This window comes from Dactylosporangium sp. NPDC049525 (assembly GCF_040676755.1).
Classification (GTDB): Bacteria; Actinomycetota; Actinomycetes; order Mycobacteriales; family Micromonosporaceae; genus Dactylosporangium.
Genome location: NZ_JBFAPO010000093.1, coordinates 1 through 22,469 on the forward strand (window position 1 = coordinate 1; position 22,469 = coordinate 22,469).

18 protein-coding genes and 2 pseudogenes are annotated in these 22,469 nt (G+C 71.4%); 5 read left to right on the top strand and 15 right to left on the bottom strand.

Translation table 11 applies throughout. The features are described 5' to 3' along the window. The 4 genes and pseudogenes from AB0K00_RS54220 to AB0K00_RS54235 all read right to left on the bottom strand — a co-directional run. Positions 1-562 (bottom strand): annotated as a pseudogene (locus tag AB0K00_RS54220) (hypothetical protein); the annotation flags it as partial. Positions 563-568: 6 nt separating this feature from the next. Continuing rightward, on the bottom strand, positions 569-2,206 hold the full coding sequence (locus tag AB0K00_RS54225; protein WP_363538907.1) for an extracellular solute-binding protein: 1,638 nt from the start codon (positions 2,204-2,206) through the stop codon (positions 569-571). A 68-nt stretch (positions 2,207-2,274) separates the two neighbouring features. After that, positions 2,275-3,150 (bottom strand): carbohydrate ABC transporter permease, encoded by an 876-nt coding sequence (locus AB0K00_RS54230; RefSeq protein ID WP_363538909.1) that lies wholly within the window; start codon positions 3,148-3,150, stop codon positions 2,275-2,277. Next, the gene (locus AB0K00_RS54235; RefSeq protein WP_363538911.1) at positions 3,147-4,130 is read right to left on the bottom strand and encodes an ABC transporter permease subunit; all 984 of its coding nucleotides are present in this window, start codon (positions 4,128-4,130) and stop codon (positions 3,147-3,149) included. The genes AB0K00_RS54230 and AB0K00_RS54235 overlap by 4 nt, the downstream gene beginning before the upstream one ends. Positions 4,131-4,569: 439 nt before the next feature. On the opposite strand from AB0K00_RS54235, the gene AB0K00_RS54240 reads away from it, so the two are divergent. Then, positions 4,570-5,568 carry an acetylxylan esterase gene (locus AB0K00_RS54240; RefSeq protein WP_363538913.1) on the top strand — a complete coding sequence of 333 codons (999 nt, stop codon included), beginning with the start codon at positions 4,570-4,572 and terminating at the stop codon, positions 5,566-5,568. Between the two features lie 72 nt (positions 5,569-5,640). On the opposite strand, the gene AB0K00_RS54245 is transcribed toward AB0K00_RS54240, so the two are convergent. The 5 genes from AB0K00_RS54245 to AB0K00_RS54265 form a co-directional block, all read right to left on the bottom strand. After that, a complete protein-coding gene (locus tag AB0K00_RS54245; protein ID WP_363538915.1) occupies positions 5,641-7,287 on the bottom strand; it encodes a cellulose-binding protein in 1,647 nt (548 codons plus the stop codon). Between the two features lie 29 nt (positions 7,288-7,316). Further along, on the bottom strand, positions 7,317-8,576 hold the full coding sequence (locus AB0K00_RS54250) for a PHB depolymerase family esterase (RefSeq protein ID WP_363538917.1): 1,260 nt from the start codon (positions 8,574-8,576) through the stop codon (positions 7,317-7,319). Between the two features lie 273 nt (positions 8,577-8,849). Continuing rightward, the gene (locus AB0K00_RS54255) at positions 8,850-9,779 is read right to left on the bottom strand and encodes a hypothetical protein (RefSeq protein WP_363538919.1); all 930 of its coding nucleotides are present in this window, start codon (positions 9,777-9,779) and stop codon (positions 8,850-8,852) included. Positions 9,780-9,781: 2 nt separating this feature from the next. Continuing rightward, the gene (locus tag AB0K00_RS54260; RefSeq protein ID WP_363538921.1) at positions 9,782-11,134 is read right to left on the bottom strand and encodes a condensation domain-containing protein; all 1,353 of its coding nucleotides are present in this window, start codon (positions 11,132-11,134) and stop codon (positions 9,782-9,784) included. A 146-nt stretch (positions 11,135-11,280) separates the two neighbouring features. Further along, entirely contained in the window at positions 11,281-13,320 is a 2,040-nt protein-coding gene (locus tag AB0K00_RS54265) for an alpha-glucuronidase (protein WP_363538923.1), read from the bottom strand. Positions 13,321-13,530: 210 nt separating this feature from the next. Here AB0K00_RS54265 and AB0K00_RS54270 point away from each other — a divergent pair, with 210 nt between their 5' ends. Then, positions 13,531-14,574, top strand: a complete 1,044-nt coding sequence (locus AB0K00_RS54270; RefSeq protein ID WP_363538925.1) for a LacI family DNA-binding transcriptional regulator — start codon at positions 13,531-13,533, stop codon at positions 14,572-14,574. A 73-nt stretch (positions 14,575-14,647) separates the two neighbouring features. Here AB0K00_RS54270 and AB0K00_RS54275 read toward each other — a convergent pair whose 3' ends face one another. Both AB0K00_RS54275 and AB0K00_RS54280 read right to left on the bottom strand, forming a co-directional pair. After that, positions 14,648-15,040: an SCP2 sterol-binding domain-containing protein gene (locus tag AB0K00_RS54275; protein WP_363538960.1), complete on the bottom strand. Its 393-nt coding sequence runs from the start codon at positions 15,038-15,040 to the stop codon at positions 14,648-14,650. A 156-nt stretch (positions 15,041-15,196) separates the two neighbouring features. Continuing rightward, positions 15,197-15,502 (bottom strand): annotated as a pseudogene (locus tag AB0K00_RS54280) (toll/interleukin-1 receptor domain-containing protein); the annotation flags it as partial. 72 nt (positions 15,503-15,574) lie between these two features. Here AB0K00_RS54280 and AB0K00_RS54285 point away from each other — a divergent pair. Together AB0K00_RS54285 and AB0K00_RS54290 are read left to right on the top strand one after the other, a co-directional pair. Then, positions 15,575-16,192, top strand: a complete 618-nt coding sequence (locus tag AB0K00_RS54285; protein ID WP_363538927.1) for a 4Fe-4S single cluster domain-containing protein — start codon at positions 15,575-15,577, stop codon at positions 16,190-16,192. Between the two features lie 47 nt (positions 16,193-16,239). Continuing rightward, entirely contained in the window at positions 16,240-16,722 is a 483-nt protein-coding gene (locus AB0K00_RS54290; protein ID WP_363538929.1) for a toll/interleukin-1 receptor domain-containing protein, read from the top strand. 45 nt (positions 16,723-16,767) lie between these two features. On the opposite strand, the gene AB0K00_RS54295 is transcribed toward AB0K00_RS54290, so the two are convergent. Next, entirely contained in the window at positions 16,768-16,893 is a 126-nt protein-coding gene (locus AB0K00_RS54295; RefSeq protein ID WP_363538931.1) for a hypothetical protein, read from the bottom strand. A 55-nt stretch (positions 16,894-16,948) separates the two neighbouring features. Continuing rightward, positions 16,949-17,371: a GNAT family N-acetyltransferase gene (locus AB0K00_RS54300; protein ID WP_363538933.1), complete on the bottom strand. Its 423-nt coding sequence runs from the start codon at positions 17,369-17,371 to the stop codon at positions 16,949-16,951. A 156-nt stretch (positions 17,372-17,527) separates the two neighbouring features. Between AB0K00_RS54300 and AB0K00_RS54305 the strand changes: the two genes are divergently transcribed. Beyond that, positions 17,528-19,873: a M4 family metallopeptidase gene (locus AB0K00_RS54305; protein WP_363538934.1), complete on the top strand. Its 2,346-nt coding sequence runs from the start codon at positions 17,528-17,530 to the stop codon at positions 19,871-19,873. Positions 19,874-19,884: 11 nt separating this feature from the next. On the opposite strand, the gene AB0K00_RS54310 is transcribed toward AB0K00_RS54305, so the two are convergent. Both AB0K00_RS54310 and AB0K00_RS54315 read right to left on the bottom strand, forming a co-directional pair. Beyond that, on the bottom strand, positions 19,885-21,153 hold the full coding sequence (locus tag AB0K00_RS54310) for a helix-turn-helix transcriptional regulator (protein ID WP_363538936.1): 1,269 nt from the start codon (positions 21,151-21,153) through the stop codon (positions 19,885-19,887). 20 nt (positions 21,154-21,173) lie between these two features. Then, entirely contained in the window at positions 21,174-22,469 is a 1,296-nt protein-coding gene (locus tag AB0K00_RS54315; protein ID WP_363538938.1) for a helix-turn-helix domain-containing protein, read from the bottom strand.

A 22,469-nucleotide genomic window follows, 5' to 3' on the forward strand; every position in this document is an offset into this window, starting at 1 on the left:
ACCGGGGGGGGGGGCCGCCCCCCCCCCCCGGGGGGGGGCCCCACACCGGCCACCGCGGCCCCGGGGCCGCGGGCCGGCGGGCTGGGTCCCCCCCCCGCCGGTCCCCCCCCCGCCCCCCCCGGCCGCCGCCCTGCGGGCCGCCGCGGCCCGCCACCGTGGCCCGGACCAGGCCGGCCCATTCGGACCAGGACCGCGGTGGGGTGACGTTGCCGCCCCACCAGAACACGGTCTGGTCGCCGGAGGCGAGGCCGGACGGCATGAAGCCCAGCTCCACGAAGGGCCGGATGCCGAGTTCGAGGTACGCGTCGATCACCTGGTCGACGTACGTGAACGCGTGCCGGACCTGCCGCGAGCCCTGGTACTCGTAGGGCTGGTGGATGCCGACCCCGTCGCTGAGCAGCCCATGGCCGCGGATGTGCCGGAACCCGATCTCCCGCTGCAGCAGTGCGAGGGAGTCCTGGTAGTCGCGGCGCAACGCCAGTTCGAATCGGCCGGTGCCGACGCAGTGACGCCAGGCGTCACTGAGCCGGCCGGAGGGCTGTTCGGCAACGATGATGGTCAAGGCAGGTCAGCCGTTGCTCTTCTTGAAGCGTTCGTACGCCTTGTTGACCAGGTCGATGTACTGGGTCATGTTCTTGCCCTTGAGCTCGGCGACGTAAGCGTCCCAGTCGCTGAACGGCCGCTGGCCCAGGATGAACTTGAGCGACTGCTGCGTGACGTGGTCCTTGAGCGCGGTCTCCCACAGCGTTGCCTGTTCCCGCTCGTCGGCGTTGAGGGGGTGCGCCGGCGGCAGCGGCAGCGTCTTGCGGGCGTTCATCACCTCCTGGAACTTCAGCTCCTCGGCGGGGAACTGCGAGTTGAGCATCTTCGTGCTGCCGCCGTAGGCGAACACGCCGTTGAAGAAGCCGTACTCGACCTGGAGGTTCTTGGTGCCCGACGGGTTGAGGCCGCCCCAGTTGACGTCGGCGGCGAGCTTGATGCCGCTGTCGAGGTTGCCGGTGTAGGTGGTGCCTTCGATGCCCCACTTGGCGAACATCTTGCCGGCGTCGGAGTAGAACAGCCAGTCGATGAACTGCATCAGGGCGACGAAGTTCTTGCTGTCGCGGGCCTTCGTCGAGATCATGACGCCGCCCTCGAGCCGGCTGGTGGCCTGCTTGACGTTGCCCAGCGGGCCGGTCAGCCGCGGGATCTTCACCACCGTGGCGCCCGAGATCTTCGCGATGTCCTTGCGGCACTCGTTGACCAGCGTCTGGGCGTTGCAGCTCATGACGAACGACTTGCCGGACGCGAACTTCTGCCGCGCGGCGTCGTCCTGCTGGGTGAAGGTCTCCGGATCGAGGAGCTTCTCGGTGATGAGCGTGTTGAGGTACTGCAGCATCTGCTTGAACTTGTCCTGCGCACCGGTGAACGCGAACTTGCCCGTGCCCGCGTCCCAGGTCGCGTTCTGGTAGTCCCAGCCGGCCAGGGTGCCGTACGCCGAGCTGAGGTGCCCCAGCAGGCAGCCGCCGGGGGTCGGGTTGTTCCACCGGTCGGACATCGGGTAGATGTCGGGGTGGGCGCTCTTCATCGCCCGCAGCACGTTCGTCAGCTCGTCCCACGTCTGCGGCGCCTGGAGATTGAGCTGCTGCAGGACATCGGTGCGCACGACCAGGGAGTAGTCCAGCCAGACGTCCTCATGCACGCCGGGCAGCAGGTAGAACTTGCCGTCCGCCTGCCGGAACGCGTCGAGGTCGTTCTTCAAGTTCCACTTGGCGATCTGGTCCTTCAAGTTCGGCATCAGGTCGAGGTAGTCGCTGACCGGCAGGATCGCCCCGCCGGCGATGTACGCCTCCTCGTCCGGGTGGTACGTCTTCGGGATGATCAGTGGCGCCTCACCGCCGCTGATCATGACGCTGCGCTTCTGGTTGTAGTCGCTGCCCGGCACGACGACCGGCTCGAGCTTGACGTTGGTCCGTTTGGTGAGCTCGTTCCAGAACAGCCAGTCGGCCTTGTACGGGTAGCTCGCGTTGCTCAGCAGCATGATGGGGAAGCTCAGCGCCGTGGTGGCCTTGAACTGGTCGCCGACGCCGTACTTGTCCATGGCGCCGTCCTTGTTCGCGGACAGGTCGTCGGCCTTGTCCTCGTCGCCACCGCAGGCGGCGAGCGCCATCGCGGCCGCGGCGGCACCGACGCCGGCCAGCAGCTGGCGCCTGGAGAGCTGATACATGGGACTCCCTTTCGATGGGACGTCTTCGATGCAAGGGGTGTGGGGTGTCGTTGCCGAGGTTGGTGGGGTCAGCCCTTGACGGCGCCGAGCATCACGCCGCGGACGAAGTAGCGCTGGATGAAGGGGTAGACGAGCACGATCGGCAGCACGGTGAGCACGATCGTCACCGCCTGGATGTTGGCCCCGATCTGCAGCGCCGTGTCGCTGGCCGCGCTCTGGTCGGCCCCGCCGGTGGCGCCGGCGATCAGGTTGCGCAGGTACACCGTGACCGGGAACAGCTCCGCGCGGTCCAGGTAGAGGAAGGCGGGGAACCAGGAGTTCCAGAAGGAGACCGCGTAGAACAGGATCATCGTGGCGATCATGGCCTTGGACAGCGGCAGCACGATCTTCAGCAGGACGCCGTACGTGCTCAGGCCGTCGACGGAGGCGGCCTCTTCCAGCTCGATGGGCAGGCTCTCGAAGAACGCCTTCATCACCAGCAGGTTGAACACGTTGATGGCGTTGGGCAGCACGATGGCCCAGATGCTGTTGCGCAGCCCCAGCCCGCTGACCAGGACGTAGTTGGGGATGAGGCCGCCGGTGAAGAACATCGTGAAGACCGCGATCCCGACGAGCGCGCCGCGTCCCCGCAGGTCCTTCTTGGACAGCACGTAGGCGTAGCAGACGGTCAGGACCATCGAGACGGCGGTGGCGACCACGGTGTACAGCACGGTGTTGCGGTAGTTGGTCCAGAACATCGAGTCGCTCAGCACGACCTTGTAGGTCGTGAGGTTGAACCCGCGGGGCAGCAGGCCCACCTGACCGGAGCGGATCTCGTGCTCACCGCTGAACGACCGGGCCACGATGTTGACGAACGGGACCAGCGTCAGCACGACGACACCGGTGAGGATGACGCCGTTGACGGCCTGGAACACCCGTTCCCCGCGCGAGCGCCGCTGCCTCACCACAGGCTCGTCCCCACCGTGCGACGGGAGATGAAGTTGGCCGACAGCACCAGCGTCAGGCCGATCAGGGACTCGAACAGCCCGATCGCCGCGGCGTAGCTGAAGCTGCCGCTGACCACGCCGACGCGGTACAGGTAGGTGGAGATGACGTCGCCGGTCGGGTACGTCAGCGGGTTGTACAGCAGCAGGACCTTCTCGAACCCGACCGCCATGAACGTGCCGACGTTGAGGATCAGCAGGGTCATCATCGTCGGCCGGATGCCGGGCAGCGTCACGTGCCAGGTCTGGCGCCACCGGCTCGCGCCGTCGATGCGGGCCGCCTCGTACAGGTTGTCGTCGATGGTGGTGAGCGCGGCGAGGTACAGGATCGTGCCCCAGCCGACGGTCTGCCAGACCTCGGAGGACACGTAGATCGTGCGGAACCAGCCGGGCTCCTGCATGAACGGCACCGTGTCCCGGCCGATCGCCTTGAGCCCCTGGTTGACCACCCCGTCCAGGGACAGCACCTGGAAGACGATCGCGGCCACCACCACGATGGACAGGAAGTGCGGCAGGTAGGAGATCGACTGCACGAACCGTTTGAGGAACCGGGTCCGGACCTCGTTGAGCAGCAACGCCAGCACGATCGGCAGCGGGAAGCAGAACAACAGCGTCAGCGACCCGATCTTCAGCGTGTTGCCGAACACCTGCCAGAACGTGGGGTCGCTGATGAACAGCCGCACGTACCGCAGGCCGACCCACGTCTCGCCGAAGATGCTGCCGCCGGGCCGGAACCGCCGGAAGGCGATCACGTTGCCCGCCATCGGCAGGTACCGGAAGATCACGAAGAACAGCAGCGGCACGACCGCCAGCGAGTACAGCTGCCAGTCCCGGCGCAGCGCCTGCCGCCAGGTCCGCCGGCGGGGCACCAGGCGGGCCACGGTCGGCGGGTCCGGTGTGGAGCCCGTGCCGACCGGCACCTGGTGGGTCACGTCAACCATGCCACCCCCTCAACGGAATCCAGGAGAGCGCCGCCCGCCGCGGCGAGCAGGTGGAAATATTTCAGAAAGATGTCGGAACGTGTGCCGAAATTTAAGTCCCTGAACCTGGCGTGTCAAGGCATCGGGCGCCGGCGATGTCGATCTCAGCCGCAAGTACCCTGGTGGGACCCGAGGAACTCGGCCGCGATGATGCCCACCTGCGGTCCGTTCCCGGAACGTTTCAGGCGCGCGTGCCAAGATCTCGATGTCTGAGGCCGCGCCGTGGTCCTGCGGTTCGCCGAGGGAGCGGCGCGCGGCCGGCGCGGCCCGAAGGCCACCACCACGCCGGTCGTGCCCACGAGCGTGCCCTCCGTGAAAACGTTGCCTTGAAATTGCCGAAAGCTTCTGCGATCGTCCCCGGACAGACCTGCGAGCCACGCCGCCGACCCCGTGAGGACGCATGCCGCTCTTCGACCTGCCGCTGGACCAGCTCGAGCGATACGCGCCCGAGGTGCGGGAGCCAGCCGACTTCGACGCGTTCTGGACCTCGACGCTCGGCTCGGCCGGGGCCGCCCCGCTGGTCGTCGACGTCCGGCCGGAGCGGACCGGTCTACGGCTCGTCGACACGTGGGACGTCACCTTCGCCGGTTTCGCCGGCGACCCGATCCGGGCCTGGTTCACCCGCCCCGCCGGGGTGCGCACCCCGCTGCCGGCCGTCGTGGAGTTCCTCGGCTACGGCCGCGGCCGGGGCCAGCCGCACGAGCGCCTGACCTGGGCGGCCGCCGGCTACGCGCACCTGCTCATGGACACCCGCGGGCAGGGCGACCAGTACGGCACCGGCGGCGACACCGCCGACCCGCACGGCGGCGCCGGCGGTCAGTGGCCCGCGACCCGGGGCATCCTGTCGCCGGCGGACTACTACTACCGGCGGCTCATCACCGACGGGGTGCGCGCCGTCCACGCGGTCCGGGAGTTGCCAGGTGTTGACCCGGCCCGTGTCGTGGCCACCGGCAATAGCCAGGGCGGCGGGATCGCCATCGCGGTGGCCGGCCTCGTGCCCGATCTCGCCGCGCTGCTGACGACCGCCCCGTTCCTGTGCCACGTCCAGCGGGCCATCGAGCTCACCGACGCCGCGCCCTACGGCGAGATCGTGAACTATCTGGCCGTCCACCGCGACGCCGAGGACGCGGTGCGCCGGACACTGTCCTACGTGGACGGTGTCGCGTTCGCCCGTCGGGCGGTGGCACCCGCGCACTTTGGGGTGGGCCTGCGCGACACGGTGTGCCCGCCAAGCACCGCGTTCGCCGCCTACAACCAGTACGGCGCGGCCAACGGCCGGGCGGCCCGCCCGCACTGCACGATGCACGCCTACCCGTTCAACCACCACGACGGCGGCGACGCGGTCCACGTCGGGCGTCAGCTGCGGTGGCTCAACACGCTGCTGGAGACCACACCGTAGGTGCCGACGGCAGGACGATCCAGCCGGTGACGCCGTCAGTCGCCACCGGCTGGATCTGCTCCTACCTGCCGGTCAGGCAGTCCGGCAGGAGACGGTCGGCCAGGTCCGGTTGCCGTTGTGCTTGATGGTCACGCCCCAGGTGTTGCCGCTGCCGTTGGGCGTCGCCGTCATCACCGCCCCGGCGGAGCTCCACGTCGCGTTGATGTTCCACGTCGACAGGACCCGGGCCGGGCCCGCCATCGTCATGGTCACCACCCAGTTGCTGGAACCGGTGACCGTGACGCTCAGGTTGTACCGGTCGCTCCATGACTGGCCGGCGGACAACGTCGCCGTGCAGCTACCACCCGGCGGCGGGGACGACGGCGGGTTCGAGCTGGGCGGGTTGGAGGACGGCGGGTTCGAGCTGGGGCCGCCGCTGGAGGGCGGCGTGGACGGGTCGCCGCTGAGGTTGGGGGTGTCCCAGTCCCGCCACGAGGCGAGGTTGCCGGCGGCTTTGGACGAGATCCGGATCGCGCCGGGGTCGTTGCCCGTCCGCAGCAGGAACTTCCTGATGTTCTGCTGGAGCGGGGCGGTCCATTCAGGACGGTTGGCGCAGTGGTTGCCGTTCTGGATGTCCGACCAGTACGTGATGTTGTCCCCGGCGCCGAGCGCCTTGTAGACCTCGGCGCCGCCGAGCGCGGCGACGCTGGCGGACCTGGGGCCGAGGTTGGCGATATGCGGGTTGTCCATGATGAACAGCCCCCGCGGCGCGACCATGGCCACCATTTCGTGTGTGTCCACCGGCAGGTTGTTCGGGTTGCCGGTGAAGGAGCCGAACGCGTCGCCGAGCCACGGCTGCTCCCCGTAGGCACTGCTCAGGCTCTGCGCGCCCTCACCCGGGATACCGCGGAATATCGGTACGCCGGCGCTGCCCGACTCGATCGGCATCGTCAACGCGATGCGCTGGTCGTACACGCCGATGACGAACGCGCCCTTGCCGAACCGGGAGCAACCGGTGACACCGACCCCGTCGGCCCGCAGAACGTTGCCGCCGGACTGGGCGATCACGTCGATGATCCGGCTGACACCCCACGCCCACGCCATCAGCAACCCGGTGCTACTCGTGGCGCCGTAGATGCTGTAGAACGCACCCTGCTTGTTGTTCCGGGGCGTGCCCTCCTTGCCGACCGCGTACGGGTCATAGCTGATCACCGCGGCCCCGGCGGCCCTGATCGCGGCGGTGTCCGCGCCGAACCCGCCAAGCACCACGACAGCCGGGAACGGCCCCGTCCCACTCGGCAGCGAGACACTGGCGGAGAAGCTGGCGCTCTTGCCATTGTGGTTCACATTCACCGTGATGCTGCTACCGGACACGGTGCCGGTGACACTCTGCGGCTTGCCGGGCTTCTCCCCGTAGACGTACCGCTCGGCCAGCTTCTTGATGGTCTCGCGCTGGCACCGCCAGTCGGCCTTGGTGGTGATCCGGGTGCCGTCGAGCTTCTTGAACGGGTCGGGCAGCTTGGCGTTCGCCGTCGTCGAACCGGGCAGCGTCACCGGGCAGTCCGCGCCCTCGTCCTCGACGCTGACCGCCGGCGGTGCGGCCGCCTCGGCGGTCCGGTTCGACGCCACGATCATCGCCGCGCCGCCGGCGGCGAGCGCCGCCACCGTCAGCGCGATGACCGACGAGCGGATTCTGGCGCGGGCCGATCTTCCAGGTGGGGAACTGGCGATGTGCTCCATGACAGCCTCCTTCGAGGTTCGAGGTCGGGTCAGGCGGTCCGGCAGGAGACGGTCGGCCAGGTCCGGTTGCCGTTGTGCTTGATGGTCACGCCCCAGGTGTTGCCGCTGCCGTTGGGCGTCGCGGTCATCACGGCACCGGCGGAGCTCCACGTCGCGTTGACGTTCCACGTCGACAGCACCCGCGCGGGGCCGGCCATCGTCATGGTCACCACCCAGGTGTTGGAGCCGGTGACCGAGACGCTGAGGTTGTACCGGTCGCTCCACGACTGACCCGCCGACAGGGTCGCCGTGCAGCTGCCACCGGGCGGCGGAGACGACGGCGGTGTGGAGGTGGGCGGAGGAGAAGTGGGCGGGGTGGAGGTGCCGGTCAGCCCGAGGAAGTCGATGGCGAACTGGACCATGCCGGTCTGTGGCAGCGTGTGGCCGGCGCCCTGGACGCTGATGCCCTCGACCGGCGCCTGGGTGGTGTTGGTGCCGTAGCGGGTGCGCGTCCACCCCGACCGCGGGGCGTCGGTGAGCACCGGGGACTGGCTCACGCCGTGGAGGTTGGTCCACTGCTTGATCTCTTCGCCGAAGTTCGGGTAGGCCAGCGTGGTGTCCGCGGTGCCGTGCAGGAGCTGCATGCGCGGGTACCGGCCGCTGTAGCCGGGGTACATCGCCCTGGCCTGGTCGCCCCACTGCTGCGGGGTCTTGCTGAGCTGCCCACCCGAACACTGGCTGTTCCACATCGAGCCGTTGGTGGTGGCGAAGCACCCGGCCGGGACACCCATGAACGCGGAACCGGCGGCGAACACGTCGGGGTATTCGGCGGCCAGGACGTTGGTCATCATGGCGCCGGAGGAGAAGCCGGTCACGAAGATCCGCGCCGGGTCGACGTTGTACCGCTGCCTGGCATAGTTGACCATCGACATGATGCCGACCGGGTCGCTGCCACCGCCGCGGGTCAACGCCTGCGGCGAGGAGACGTCGAAGCACGAACCGCTGCGGGTCGCCTCCGGGAACACGATGACGTACCCGTGCTGGTCCGCCGCGGTCACGTAGTCGTGGGCGTACCCGTTGAACACCGCGGACGCCGAGCCGCTGCAGTAGTGGATCGCGAGCAGCAGGGCCGGCCGGGCGGCGACGGCGTTCGGGACGTAGGTGTACATCTTCAGGTTGCTGGGGTTGTTGCCGAAGTTCGTCACCTGCGTCAGTGACGCCGCGAACGCCGGCTGGGCGAGGGCGAACGACGCCGCCGCGAGGCAGGACACGGCAGCCGCCGTCAGCAGGACTCTCAGGGGTCTCTTCATGCGGCCTTCTCTCGGGGTACCGGCGACCAGACATCGACGAGTTTCGCGCTGTGGCGCACAGTTTGGCGCAGGACCAACGGCCTGGCAACATGTTCCGGAAATGTTTCGGTAACTTCCATGGGTGCCTTGGTACGCTGCACACCTTTTAGTCGCATTTACGCGCGACGGAGGCCACGACCCCGCCGATGCTGCGCAACATTTCCGCGCTGAGCGATGGCCTTCGATCTGCCAGCGCTGGAAATCTTTCAGCGAACCCCTGGCGGCGGCGCGGATCTAGACCGGCGGTGCGGTCCTCAACCGGGCCTGCTCCTCGGCCAGCAGCCGCCGCTGCCGCAGCACGCGCGGCGGGACGATCGCCTCGCGCGGCGCGGTCGCGGTGAAAGGCGCGCGGCGCGTGCCGAGCGCGCGCAGCACCGCCCGCTCGACCAGGGAGTGCCGGGCGGGATCGGACCGGTCGAACCGCATCGGCTCGGCCAGGGTCACCGGCGGGTTGGTGATGACCCGGACCGCGCGCACCACGTTCTGTGCCTTGGCGTGCAGGACGAACGGGTGCAGCAGATACACGTCGCCGACCGCGCCGGTGGCCTCGACGAAGTCGGTGCACCCGGCCATCAGCGCCGGATAGTCGAAGACGGCGCCGGCCGGGCCGGGAACACCGCCGGGGTGCACACCCTCCGGATGGGCGGCGAGGAACCTGGCCACCGGGGCCACCGAGTCGGCCGCCACGAACGTGGCACCGCCCCGGTGCCGCACGTCCGACCACAGCACCAGCGTCAGCAGCCCCTGCTCGGGCGAGTCCAGGAAGTGCCGGAAGAAGTCGCCGTCCTTGTGCCAGCCCGGCGCGCCGGCGGAGGCTTCGGCCCACGGACGATCGGCGCCTTCACCAAGGTTGACGATGAACGCGTCGTTCCAGCGGTACGGCTGACCGGCGCTGATCCGCTCCGGCCCGCCGACCAGGTCGCAGACGGCGTCCCAGGCGCGCGGTGCGAAGCTCGCCACGTCGATGTCGCGGTGGGCGGGCATGTGCACCGATGGCTCGGCCCAGGTGGACCGGTCCTGCGGGTCGTAGCCGAGCCGGGTCCACAGCGTGCGGGTGTACTCCTCCGCGTCCTCCCGGCTGAAACAACCACGGATCACCACGTACCCACGCGTCAGGAACTGCTCGACGTCCGCGTCGCGCAGCACCCGGTACGCCGCGCCCATCGTCACCTCCGCGCCGGTCCGAACTCATCGATCACCTGCACTGCCCCGGCCGCGACGACGAGGACCGTCTCCATCTCCCGGGCGAATGCCTCGATGCCGGCCGGGGCGATGCGGTGGGTGTCGGCGAGGACCGCGACGTCGACCGCGTCCGGTGCGGCATCGACGTTGACGATAAGCGTATAGCTCAGCGTGTCGAGCTTCCGGCTCCACCACGTGGTGGTCCGCGGCACCGCCGCCGCGACCTGTTCGGCGGTGGGGGGTGCCGCCGGCGCGGCGCCGGCCCGCCGGTCATTGACCAGGCATGAGATGTCGACCTCGGCGCGCTCCTCGCGGATCCGGGCCAGCAGGTCGGTGCGCGCCGACGGATCGTAGTATCCGTGCAGGTAGGCGTTGGTGGCCGCGTTCCACGCACGGCCGACCAGGTCGTCGAAGCCGGCGCCGGCCACGTCGATCACGCAGATGCCGTTCTGCACCAGCATGCTGACCGAGTCCGCACAGCCCGGCCGGAACCGGTTGCTCACCACCAGCTGGGTCGCCACGGTGCTGCCGCCGGTGACCCTGGACAGCGCCAGCGCGTAGGCGGCGAGGACGACGTGGCCGACCCCGACGCCGGTGCGGTGCGCGATGCGCTGCATGGCGAGGTGCATCGCCGGCGACCGGATCGTCAGCTCCCAGAACCGCGGTTCGCGCGGGTCGCCGGAAGCGCCGAACCGTTGCCCCGGCATCGCCAGCAACTGCTGCTCCCAGAACCGCAGCGACTTCTGGCTCTGCCGGAGCCCGGCCGGAGTGTGTTGCCGGGCGGCCAGCTCCAGCGCGGTCAGCCCGGAGACCGGCGCGGTGGCCTCACCGGTCACCGGATCCAGATGGGCCAGGTCGCGCACGATCTGATCGATGCCGAAGCCGTCGACCGCGAGATGGCAGTACATCACCACGAGGTGGCTCACCGACCCGTCGCACCGGACGGCACCCATCCGGATCGGCCACTCGTCCGCGTAGTCGAACGCCACGAGCGCGTACCGGCCGCGTAGCTCCTCCGCCGCGTCGGCCGTGTCGCCGCGGTCATCGACGTCGACGATCTCGAACACGGCCTCGCCCGAGCCGGACACCACCTGCCTGGGCGGGCCGCCGGGATCGAACCGCAGCCGGGTCCGCAGGGCCGGGTGCCGGCTCACGAGGAACCGCAGGGTCCGCACCATCGCCTCCACCGGCGTGCCCGCCGGCATCGCCACCGTGCCGCCGATGTTCATGCTCCGGCCCGATTCCTGCATCGTCTGCCAGATCATCAGCTGCGCCCACGTCAGGTCACCGGTGCCCGCGCCCTCCCCCTGGAACGGAACACGTACCCGGCTCGTCACCCGGCCCATCATGGCCCCTTCCGTCCGAGCCGCCGCTCCAGGCTCCGAGGATCGCAGAACCGATCAGTGATATCAAGGAAATGTTTCTGTGCCGGTTGTGTGTGCAGGGCGGTGCCGTGAACGTTGCATCCAGGGCCCACCCGGTGTCAGAAGATGCGGCGGCCGCACGCGTCCGGGACGCCCGACTTTCGGAAGAAGTACGTGTTGATCTGGTCGCGCCATTCCCGTGCGCAGCGCAGCTGCTCGTCGAGCCGTTCGGCGACCCGGGTGTGCAGCGCCGGGTCGACCAGCCCGGCGGGCAGCCGCTCCCACCGCTGCTGCGCCTCGGCCACGGCCTCGACCCCCGCGAAGTGGGTGTCGTAGATGTGCTGGATGACCGTGACCCCGCTGTGCAGCACGTGGTCGTAGGGCACGTGGTGGAAGAACAACAGCAGCTCGTCGGGGCAGCGGTCGAGCGACTCGTACGCCGCCGCCCACCCCGGCGGGTACTGGCCGGTGAACCCCGTGCCCGACGCCTGGGTGCGGTCGACACCGATGCCGTCGCGGTCGGCGAAGTGGTACGTGCCCCACGGCGAGTACTCGTAGCCGTCGACGTCCGGGCCGTAGTGGTCGCCGGGCCGCACCATGAAGCCGATCCCGAGCGGCGCGGTGTACTGCTCATAGGTCTGCCACGAGTGGTCCATCAGCGCGTGCAGCGTGCGGCGCAGCAGCTCGGGGTCCGCGGTGGCCGACGGCACGAAGGTCAGGTCGATCCACTCGTCCAGGATCGTGGCCGGGTCCAGCCACGGCGACCAGGCCAGCCGGCCGAACGCGTACAGGTTGGCCTGCGCGAGCGGGTGCCCGGTCCAGAACCGGTCGGCGCCGGCGTTCGACACGGCCACCAGCCCGCCGCCGACGGCCGCGACGTCCGCGACGGACGGGCCCTCGCCGTCCCACGGGTCGAATCCCAGCACTTCGCTCCACATCGGCGCCAGGTAGCACACGTGCCGCTGCTGGCCGGTGTACTCCTGGGTCACCTGCAGCTCCACGGCGATGCGGGTGGCGGGCATCGCGGCGAACACGGGCGACACCGGCTCGCGGGTCTGGAAGTCGATCGGGCCGTGCTTCACCTGCAGGTGCACGTTGTCGCGGAACTCGCCGTCCAGCGGTGCGAAGTGGTCATGCGCCGCGCGGGCCCGGTCGGTGCTGCGGTCCCGCCAGTCCTGGTGGTGGTTGTAGACGAAGGCACGCCAGTCCACCACGCCCCCGAACGGGGCGAGTGCGTCGGCGAGCACGTTCGCCCCGTCGGCGTGGCTGCGGCCGTACGCGAACGGACCGGGCTGCCCTTCCGAGTCGGCCTTCACGACGTAACCGCCGAAGTCGGGGATCGTCTCGTACACCCGGGCGGTGATCCGCGCCCACCACGCCCGCACCTGCGCGTCGTGCGGGTCGGCGGTGCTCAGGCCGCCGAGCGTCACCGGCGCGGCGAAACTGACCGACAGGTGCACGCGGATCCCGTACGGGCGGAAGCGCGCGGCGATCGCGGCCACGTCGCCCAGCCGGTCGGTCAGCAGCGACGCCTCGGTCGCGTGCACGTTCACGTTGTTCACCGAGACCGCATTGATCCCGCACGAGGCGAGCAGCCGCGCATAGGCGGTCACCCTCGTCAGGTCGGTGCGCAGGGTGCCGTCCTGCCAGAAGAGCGAGCCGCCGGAGTACCCGCGCTCGACCTGGCCCATGACCGGGTGGGCTACGACGTTGTCCCAGTGGTTGACCATGCGCCGCCGCATCGCCGACCGGTGCTGCTCGGCCGGGCGGTCGGCGCCGAACGCCGACGCACCGAGGCGCACGACGTGGAACAGCCCATGGAGCAGACCGGCCGGGTCGTCCGCCGAGACGAGCGTGACACCCGCCGCGCGGGCCAGCAGGAACCCGTCGCCGTCCGCCGGTCCGGTGCCGGACAGCGCGAGCACCAGGTCGGACGGCCCGTCGCCAGCGGCGACGGCGGCGGCGACGACGTCGCCGGTCGCGGCCGGCAGGTGCCGGACGGCCCCACCGTAGCGGCGGCACGCCTGCGTCACCTCGGCGAGTGCCGTGCGGACGAGTGGTCCGTCACCGCACACCAGGGTGCGCCGCGTGCCGACGGCCCGGAACGCCTCCGGCGGCAGCCAGGCAGGGTGCACGTCGGTCAGCTCGGGCACGCTCATGCGCTCCCCCTCCATCGGGAGGCGCAGAGGCGGCGCGGCAGGCGACGCGGCCGGGCGACCTCGGGGCGGCGACCCGAGACAGAAAGTTTCGGAACTATTCCACGGGCACCGCGTAATCTATGGCCGCCGCCACGCCTCGTCAACGCCGCGGCGCCTGGCCATCTCACGCCGCACCCGCTCGGGGAGAACGGCTCGCCTACACTCTGCCGCATGGATTCCGCGAAGTCTCAGGCTACGAGCGGCCGGCGACGCCGCGGTGAGGTCACCGTCGCGACCATAGCTCAGCTGGCGGGTGTGTCCCCGCCGACCGTCTCGAAAGTTCTGAACGGTCGGCCCGGCATCGCCATCGACACCCGGGACAAGGTCGAGGCGCTCCTGCGCGAGCACGGCTACCGGCGTACCGACGCGGCAACCGTCTCCCCGAGCATCGAGGTCGCGTTCTACGGCCTGGAAAGCCACCTGGCGATGGAGATCCTGCGCGGCGTCGAGCAGGCGGTGCGCGACCGCGGCCTGGCCGTCGGCTTCACCGACCTGCAGGGACCCGTGACGGCCGGCCGCCGCACCGCCGACCGGCTGCTCGCCCGGCGCCCCACCGGCGTCATCGCCGTGAACTCCGCGTTCCGCGCCCGGCAGTACGAGCAGCTCACCGCCAGCGGCATCCCGATGGTGGTCATCGACCCGACCGGCGAACCGACACACTCGATCCCGTCGGTCGGCGCGACCAACTGGAGCGGCGGGATCGCCGCGACCCGGCACCTGCTCGACCTCGGCCACCGGCGGATCGGCGTGATCACCGGCCCCATGGAGTACCTGTGCGCCCGGGCCCGACTCGAGGCATGCCGGGGCGCGCTCGAGGCCGCCGGCCTTCCGCTGGACCCGGCGCTCGTGCGGCACGGCAGGTTCCAGTTCGACGACGGGATCGAGCTGGGCGGGCAGCTGCTCGGGCTGTCCGACCCGCCGACCGCGGTGGTCTGCGGCGACGACCTGCAGGCCCTGGGCGTCTACGAGGCGGCGCGCCGGCTCGGCGTGCGCATCCCCGACCAGCTCAGCGTCGTCGGCTTCGACGACATCGAGGTGACCCGGTGGTGCGGCCCGCCGATGACCACCGTCCGGCAGCCCTTCGCCGAAATGGGAGCCACGGCGGCGCGGATGGTGCTGCAGATGGCACTCGGCGAGACCGTCGAGCCGGACCGGGTCGAGCTGGCCACCCAACTCGTCATTCGCGCGAGCACCGCCCCACCGGCACGCCCTTAAGCGAACAGGCGCCCGTCCTCGAAGGCGTTGGCCTCGCGCAGCAGGTCGGCCAGCCGGTCGCGCTTGCCGCGGGTCAGGCCCTCTTGAGGTCGAAGAGGTTCGCGAGGTTGGCGGCAAGGCCCAGATCGCCCTTGGCCTTGAGCTTGCCGGTCATGAACATCATCATCGGGTTGCTGATCCCGCCGACCAGCCTGAGGAAATCGACCGGGCCGACCGTGAGTGCCAGCGTCGGCTCGTGCGCGGGGGCCGGCGACAGCGTGCAGGTCCCGTTGGCAATGACCAGCTCGAAGGCGTCCGGGGTGGCGCGGGGCGGCCCGGTGATGTGCCAGTGGACCACCACTTGGACGGAGCCGGCCCGGTCGGGACGGAAGCGCGCCGGGAACCAGGACATGATCGTGCCGAGGATCCAGCTGCGCTGCGCGCTGTTCATGAGGTTGGTCAGCTCGGCCTCCGGCGTGTCCTTCACGAGCCGCGCGAGCTGGTCAGGGTCGCGCGCGCCCGGCCAGCCGGCCGGCGGGGCGCTGCCGCCGGCACTGCCCGCGGCCCCGGTGCCGCCGGTGCTCTGGGACAGCACCACTTGCACATATTTGGCCGACGGCAGGCGGTCGCCGACGACGTCCTCGTAGTGGGTGGTCAGGAGTTCGGTGAAGGGCTCGCCGGCGAGGAGCAGCGGCAGGATGGGCTTGCGGAGGCGCTTGGCGAGCTCGATCTCGTTCGCCACCCAGTCCGATTCGCGCGAGTGCGGCGACATGACCGGAATGAACGCACTGCAGGCCCGGATCTGCCGCTCGATGGTCCGGATGAACTGGGCGCCGGCCTCGATGCCCTCGTCCGTCCAGACGTCGATCCTGGCGTTGACCAGGTGCGCCGTCAGGCGTCCGACGTATCCGGCGTCGGCGCGGCTGTACGAGATGAAGACTGGTCCCACGGTGGACGATCGTAGGCGTCGGTCGCCGTTTCACCGAGCCTCGTCGGTGCGCGTCGCCGGTACACTGCACGCATGGATCGGGACTCGCCGCAGGCGACCCTGAACGTCGCCGCGGTGCACGTGGGCAGTCGCGCGCTCGGGCCCGGCTGGCGGTCGATCGTGTGGGTGCAGGGCTGCCCGTTCCAGTGCGCAGGCTGCGTGTCGCCGGACTGGATCCCGCAGCGTCCGGCGACCCCGATGGCCGTGGCGGAGCTGGTCGCGACGCTGCTCGCCGATCCGCTCGTCGACGGCCTGACGTTCTCCGGCGGCGAGCCGATGCTGCAGGCCGCCGGTCTCGCCGAGGTCGCCGCCCAGGCGCGCGAGCTCCGGGACGTCTCACTCATCTGCTACACCGGCCACCGCATCGAGCACCTGCGCGGGCGCGGCGCCTCACCCGGGGTGGACGCGCTGCTGGCCCAGGTCGACGTGCTGATCGACGGGCTCTACCGGGCGGACCACAACGACGGCGTCGGCCTGCGCGGCAGCAGCAACCAGCGGGTGCACCACCTGACGCAGCGGCTCGCCGATCCGGTCCACGACTTCGAGTCCCGCCCGCGTCGGGTGGAGGTCTACCGGTCGGGTGAGGATGTGCTCTTCGTCGGCGTGCCGCCGGTCGGCCTGGACGAGCTGCTGATGGGCGCGGTCCGATGAGCGCGATCAAGCGGACGAGGCTCTCCGAGGAGGAGTACCAACGGGTAATGCGACGGGTCGGGGAGCTGGGCTACCAGGCGTCCGCGACCGACCCGGCGGTCCACCGGCACCCGAGCGGAGCCGAGGTGGTCGTCCCCGCCGCGCCGCAGGAGCGACCGCACGTGTTCATCAGCTACAGCCGCAGCGACCGCAAGTATGTCAAGAAGCTGCACCGGCACCTGGCCGAGCACCGGATCACGGCGTGGGACGACCGGCAGATCCCCACCGGTGTCGAATTCCCCGCGGAGATCCAGCGGCGGATCGAGACGTGCCGGGCGTTCCTGCTGGTGCTGTCGCCGGCCGCGGTCGAGTCCAGTTGGGTCGCCCGCGAGCTGTTCTACGCGACCAACCTCAAAAAACGGGTCCTGCCGATCATGTTGGAGGCGTGCAACGCCCCGTTCCTCGTGGCCGGCGTGCAATACGAGGACGTCACCGACGGCACCCTGCCCGGCATGCCGTTCGTGAGCACGCTGCGGAGCCTCTTGCGCTGAGCGGCGAACGTGCCACGCCGGGTGGCGTGGCACGTTCGCGGTGCGTCAGCCGAGCCAGTCCCATTCCTGCGGGTCGGTGAGCGGCACGCCCATCTGCCACGGAGAGTAGGAGCCGGGCGCGGATGCCGCGTACCAGCCCAGCTGCCCGGCGACCGCCTTCGTGCCGGCCACCCTGTTCTGCGGCCGTGGCGGTGGCGGCGCCCTCCGGGCAGGCCGGCGCCGCCTCTCAGGGGGCGGCTGGCTCCCAGAGCAGGAGCTGGCGGTGATGACTGAAGCCGCTGCGCAGGTAGAAGTCGACCGCGCGGCGGCCGGAGTGGACGGTCACGTGCAGCAGCCCCCGCGCACGGGCCTCGGTCAGGATCGCGGCCATCAGCGCACCGCCGATGCCGCGGTTCCGGTACTCCTCGCGGACCATGACCGACTGAACGTCGCCGTACCACCGGTCGAGCGACTCGTTGCCGGGCACCCGCTCCGCGACGAACAGCCAGGCGGCACCGACCACGTACCCGTCGATCTCGGCGACGAACGGCAGGTGCGTCTCCGTATGGGCGGCCACCCAGCCGGCGTACGCCTCGAGCTTGTCGACGTCGATGCCGCGCAGTTCCGCGAGCACCGCCACATCCGCCATGCCGGCCATTCGCACGATCACCCGGTGGAGTCTAGGCAACGCCGGCACCCCGGCTGGCCTCTTCGCCACCCTCTGTCTCGTACCTGGCATCGACGGGGCTCTTGACGTTTCGAGTGTGACACATCAGAGTTAACCGCTGTTATAGCTCCTGAAACACACATCCCCGAGGAGTTAGCAGTGCGAGCGAGAACCCTGCTCACCGCCGCTACCGTGGTGACCGCCGGCGCCGCCACCCTGGCGCTGGTCGTCAACCCGAGCGCCAACGCCGAAACCCGGCGACCACCCGTCACCACCGTCGAGGCGGGTGCGGCCGGCCCGGCCTCGCTCGCCGCGGCCGCCGCCGACCGGGTCGCCGGCAGCGGCTACGACGCCCTGGCCAAGGGCCCCGACGAGTCGTTCGTCCGGCGCAACGTCGTGGCCGGCAGCGGCGGCTTCCAGTACGTCACCTACGACCGCACGTACCGTGGCCTGCCCGTCATCGGCGGCGACGCGGTCGTCGTCACCGACGCCGCCGGCCGGGTCCGGGACACCCTGGCCGCCGACCACGGCCGGGTCACGCTGCGGTCGCTGACCCCGAAGGTCACCGCCGCCCAGGCCACCGGCGCCGCCCGCGCCGAGCTGGACAGCGTGACCACCGTCAACCAGCCGCAGCTGGTCGCCTACGCGCTCACCGCCACCCCGCACCTGGCGTGGGAGGTCCTCGCGGCCGGCACCAGTGAGGGCCGGCCGAGCCGGCTGCACGTCTACGTCGACGCGCAGGACGGCCGCGTACTGTCCACAAAGGACGACGTGGTCTTCGAGGCGGCCCGCGGCTACTACAACGGCTCGATCCAGATCGACACCACCGGCGGGCAGCTGCGCGACCCGAACCGGCCCGGCCTGTTGTGCGGCAACAACGGCACCCACCAGGTGTACAACAACGGCGGCACCGGGGCCGGCACCGACCTGCAGACCGCGTGCGTCGACGCGTACTACGCCGTCGAACGCGAGTGGGACATGCTGCGCAACTGGTTGGGCCGCAACGGCATCGACGGCAGCGGCCGGGCGTTCCCGCTGTACGTGGGACTCAACGCCGTCAACGCGTACTGGGACGGCACCGCCGGCACGTTCGGGCACAACCAGGCGGGCAACCAGCAGGTCGCCAACCTCGACGTGGTCGGCCACGAGATGGGCCACGCCATCGACCAGTACACCGGCTCCGGCGCCGCCGCGGAGGCCGGGCTCGGCGAGGCCACCGGCGACATCTTCGGCGCGCTCACCGAGTGGTACGCCAACAACCCGAACGACCCGCCGGACTTCACCGTCGGCGAGGAGGTCAACCTCGTCGGCACCGGCCCGATCCGCTACATGTACCGGCCGTCGACCAACGGCGACCCGGACTGCTACTCATCGGCGATCCCCGGCACCGAGGTGCACAAGGCCGCCGGCCCGCTCAACCACTGGTTCTACCTCGTCGCGGAAGGCACCAACCCGACCGACGGCCAGCCGACCAGCCCCACCTGCAACGGCACCACGGTGTCCGGGATCGGTCTGCAGAAGGCCGGCCAGGTCTTCCTCGCCGCGATGAACATGAAGACGTCGGGCTGGACCCACGCCAAGTACCGCGCCGCGACACTGCGCGCGGTGGTCAACCTGTTCGGCGCGAACTCCGCGGAATGCGCCACCGTCAAGGCGGCCTGGAACGCGGTCAGCGTCCCGGTGCAGTCCGGCGAGCCGGCGTGCAGCGTCGCACCGCAGAACGACTTCTCGCTGAGCCTCAACCCGACCGCGGGCAGCGTGCGGCAGGGCAGCACGGTCACCACGGCGGTCGCCACCCAGGTGACCAGCGGCGCCGCGCAGACGGTCACGCTCGCCGCGTCGGGCCTGCCGGCCGGGGTCACCGCGTCCTTCAGCCCGTCGTCGGTCACCGCCGGCGGCTCCTCGACGCTCACCCTGACCGCGAGCGCCGCGGCGACCACCGGCAGCAAGACGATCACGGTCACCGGCACCGGGACCGGGGTCAGCCACACGGCGACGTACACGCTCACGGTCACCACCACCCAACCGGGCAACACGTTCTCGGTGTCGCTCGCGCCGGCGTCGGCGACCGTGGCACCGGGTAGCTCCACCACCGCGACCGTCGCCACCGCCACGACCGGCGGCAGCGCGCAGCCGGTGGCGCTGTCGGTGAGCGGCGCCCCGACCGGCGTCACCGCGACCGTCGCCCCGTCGTCGGTCACCTCCGGCGGCTCCGCGACGCTCACCGTCGCGGTCGCCTCGACGGCCACGCCGGGCAGCTACACCCTGACGGTCACCGGCACCGGCACGTCCTCGACGCAGGCGGCGACGTTCGCGCTGACCGTCTCCGGCGGCCCGCCGCCCGGCTGCGGCGGCGTGGCGGCGTGGAGCGCCACCAGGTCGTACGTCCCCGGTGACCGGGCCTCATACAACGGTCACCTGTGGAACTCGACCTGGTACTCCACCGGCGCCGAACCGGGCGCGCCCGGCTCATGGGCGGTCTGGACCGACGCCGGAACCTGCTGAGACACCGGGACTCAGCGGTGGGGCGTGGCCTCGGTGCCGGCCATAGCCCGCTCCCCGGCGATCTGCTCCACATCGGACAGTCCGATGTGGAGCAGGTGGGTCACCTCCTCGGCGCGCTCCTGCGCGTCGAGGAGGTCGGCCAGTTCCAGCACCACGGTCGCCAGCTGCGGACCGGCACCCGCCCGGCGGTGGCCGTCGACCGCGGCCCGCAGGTGCCGCTCCGCCGCCTCGAGGTCGGCGGCGTCGGCGGCCAGCAGCCCCCGGATCCGCTCGACGTCCGGGGTGTCGTCCGCACCGACCAGCGCGCGCCGCGCCTCGGCGGGCCGCCCGAGCAGCCGGTAGGTCTGCGCCAGTTCGGCCACGGCGGCCGGCAACGCCGCGGCCGCGACGGACAGGTCGGCCTCGGCCTGCGCTGGGTCGCCCTGCTCCAGCAGGCGCCGCCCCCGGGCTCGATGGCACCAGGCCAGCTCCACCCGCAGCTCCGCCCGGTGCTGGGCCTCGATCGCCTGCCGCAGCGCGGTTTCCGCGCCCCGGCTGTCGCCGAGCTCGAGCAGCGTCCGGCCCACCGTCACATGGCCGGCCGCGACCTGCTCGGCCCACGCCCCCGCCAGTGCCAACGCCACCTGCGCGGCACCGGCCGCCTCCGCCCATTCCTCGGCCTGTCCGAGGCACACCGCCAGGTGCGCGTGCAACGCCAGCAGCGCCGCGGGATCGGGCAGCCCGGCCGCGTGCAGCTCGTCGACCGCACGGGTCAACAGGTACGCGGCATACCGCGGGTCGCCCTGCCGACGCACGCACGCGGCCCGCCCGGCGACCGCCGCGGCCCGGCGGTGCGCGGGCAGCCCGGCCCCGGCCCGCTCCGCCTCGGCGAAATGCTCCGCGGCGGCGGCGAGGTCACCGGCGGCGAGGGCCAGCCGCCCCAGCCCGGCGTGCGCGTCCGCGGCCACCTCCGGCTCCGCGGCCAGCTCCAGATAGGCGACGCGGGCCCCGGCCGGGTCCAGCGGCGCGCGCAGGCCGGTCTCTGCCAGCGTCTGCAGCAGGTGTACCCCCAGCGCCTCCGACCGGCCGGTCGCCAGTTGCTGCCGGCTCACCCCGAGCCGCTCGGCGAAGTGCGCGAGCGCGTCGGTGCTCGGGGTGCGGCGACCCGCTTCCACTGAGGAGACATACGCGGCCGTGTAGCGGGGCTCGGCAAGCTGCCGCTGGGTGAGCCCCTTCGCGGTGCGCAGCGCGTGCACCCGTTGCCCGACAACGGCCGCCGAGTCGGTCCCAGAGCCGGTCACTGAGCCGGTCACTGGGCCGGTCACCGGGCCGCCCTCGCTGCTTCGAGCCCACGGCGGAAGGTCCGGCCCGCGTCCGCGGTGCGGCCCGCCGAGAGCTGCAGCTCGCCGAGCGCCCGGCAGGTCGCCACCACCTCGACCATGACGCCGAGCTGGCCGTACCGCTGGACGGCGCGGTCGAGCAGCACCTCAGCGTCGGCGGGTCGCCCGGCGGCCGCCGCGACCAGACCGAGCAGCCGATCGGCCTCCGCCATGCATTCCAGGTGGTGCGACCGGGCGCAGACGTCGGCCGCCGCGCGCGCCAGCCGGGCCGCCTCGTCGAGGTCACCCTGCCGGCGGCGGACCTCGGCCAGCTCCAGGGCCGCGCCGGCGCCGTCCTGCGTGGCGCCGACCCGGTCCAGCACCGTGCAGGCCGCGTCGAACGCCGCCGCGGCGCCGTCCAGCTGACCGACCCGGCGCAGCACGTAGCCGTGCGCCCACCGGGTCAACGCCACCTCACGGGTCAGCCCGAGCTCCTCGTAGAGCTTCCCGGCGTCGGTGAACATCAGCTCGGCCTCCGGCAGCTCGGCCGCGCCGCGGCGCAGCTGCCCGGCGACGACCAGGAACTGCGCCACCCATTCCTGGACGGTGACCTCGGCCAGCAACGGCCGGGCGAGGGCCTCGACCTGCCGGGCCCGGTCGCGCCAGTCCAGCGCCAGATAGGCGTACATGAGTGCGCTGGACAACCGCACCTGCGCGTCGGCGGAGCCGGCCTGCCGCGCGCCGGTGAGCGCCTCCTCCAGCGCCGACACCGCACCCGCGGCGTCCCCGGTCGCGAACTGGCAGTAGGCCCGCCGGGCCACGACCGCCGCCCGCGGCGCGGCGCCGACGTCCGGCAGCGACGGGCGCAGCTCGTCGAACGCGGCGATCGCGGCCACCATGTCGCCGCGCTGCAGCCGCGCCTCGCCCGTCTGGTATCCGGCCCAGCAGGCGAGGTCGGGCAACCCGTATCGCACCGCGGCGGCCCGGGTCCGGGCGAAGACCGCCTCGGCCTCGTCGACCTCGCCGCGGGCCAGGGCCTGTCGCGCGCCGGCAAGGTCGCCGGCGAGCTCGTCGACGATGCCCGGCGGCCGGACCCACCGCAGGTCGTCGAGGGCCACGTCGAGCCGCCTTGCCACGTGCCGCAGCAGGTCGTCGGTGGGGGTGCGGATCCCGGCCTCGACGGCCGCGAGCAGCGTGCGGCTGTACTCCGGCTGCGCCAGGTCCCGCTGGGTCAGCCCGCGCGCCGTCCGCAGCCGGCGAATCCCGGCCCCGACGGTCTCCGTGGCCTCGGCGCTCAC

Coding starts and splice junctions, on each gene's coding strand:
- AB0K00_RS54225 (WP_363538907.1), bottom strand. CDS start 2,206: ATGTATCAGCTCTCCAGGCGCCAGCTGCTGGCCGGCGTCGGTGCCGCC.
- AB0K00_RS54250 (WP_363538917.1), bottom strand. CDS start 8,576: ATGAAGAGACCCCTGAGAGTCCTGCTGACGGCGGCTGCCGTGTCCTGC.
- AB0K00_RS54265 (WP_363538923.1), bottom strand. CDS start 13,320: ATGAGCGTGCCCGAGCTGACCGACGTGCACCCTGCCTGGCTGCCGCCG.
- AB0K00_RS54290 (WP_363538929.1), top strand. CDS start 16,240: ATGCGACGGGTCGGGGAGCTGGGCTACCAGGCGTCCGCGACCGACCCG.
- AB0K00_RS54270 (WP_363538925.1), top strand. CDS start 13,531: ATGGATTCCGCGAAGTCTCAGGCTACGAGCGGCCGGCGACGCCGCGGT.
- AB0K00_RS54285 (WP_363538927.1), top strand. CDS start 15,575: ATGGATCGGGACTCGCCGCAGGCGACCCTGAACGTCGCCGCGGTGCAC.
- AB0K00_RS54255 (WP_363538919.1), bottom strand. CDS start 9,779: ATGGGCGCGGCGTACCGGGTGCTGCGCGACGCGGACGTCGAGCAGTTC.
- AB0K00_RS54240 (WP_363538913.1), top strand. CDS start 4,570: ATGCCGCTCTTCGACCTGCCGCTGGACCAGCTCGAGCGATACGCGCCC.
- AB0K00_RS54235 (WP_363538911.1), bottom strand. CDS start 4,130: ATGGTTGACGTGACCCACCAGGTGCCGGTCGGCACGGGCTCCACACCG.
- AB0K00_RS54245 (WP_363538915.1), bottom strand. CDS start 7,287: ATGGAGCACATCGCCAGTTCCCCACCTGGAAGATCGGCCCGCGCCAGA.